The sequence below is a fragment of the Herbiconiux daphne genome (assembly GCF_024979295.1).
In the GTDB taxonomy this organism is placed as follows: Bacteria; Actinomycetota; Actinomycetes; order Actinomycetales; family Microbacteriaceae; genus Herbiconiux; species Herbiconiux daphnes.
This window is the reverse complement of the sequence record NZ_JANLCJ010000409.1, coordinates 1-693: the sequence shown is the minus strand read 5'-3', so window position 1 is coordinate 693 and position 693 is coordinate 1. Positions and strand designations below refer to the sequence as shown.

Below are 693 nucleotides of genomic sequence, written 5' to 3'. Positions count from 1 at the left end.
ACAAAGCCTTTGTTGTTACATGTACGAAAAAAGCTATTTCAGGCGGATCGGGTAATATCGATACTTCAACAGGTGTGACGGGTTTCAACGGATATCGACTTGTGAAAGACGAACGCGGGATCACTACACTTCTGAATGATATCTATCAAGACGGATCAGGGATCGATTGGAGTTTAATCATTCAAAGCGTGATTAACTACCCGATCAGGTTTCCTGACGAGGTTTACGGATCAGAGGTTCATATTGTAGGGAATAACGGACTTTCTAATTCAACGGGGCTTAACGTGCTTGTATCGAACTTTGAGATCGTTATGAGTAACTGGTTGATCCTTGAAAAATACGCGAACGTGTACAATTATCAAGGCGCAGAGTGTTATCTGAAATTGCCGTTCACAGCGCCGTATATGCTCGACTTAGAATTAGTAACAAATCGAGAATTGAAAGTTACCCTTGTAATCTATCTAGGATCAACAACGGCAAACTACAATATTTATGTAGACGATAGCCTAGTAGATACGATCGAATTTCAGTTAGGTAAGGAATACGAGTTATTCAGATCAACTGACAACACAGTCAATAACCAAGGCGATACAGGCGCAATACTTAACGGGGTTCACAAACCTTATGTAGAGATTCAACGACAGATTCCGATTGTTGATCCGATAGGTTACGAGTGTAATCGTGAGGGTGTCT

1 protein-coding gene is annotated in these 693 nt (G+C 41.1%); it reads left to right on the top strand.

Annotated features, from left to right (window positions below):
* On the top strand, window positions 1-693 hold a 693-nt coding region (locus N1032_RS25535; protein ID WP_259543401.1), incomplete at both ends, for a hypothetical protein.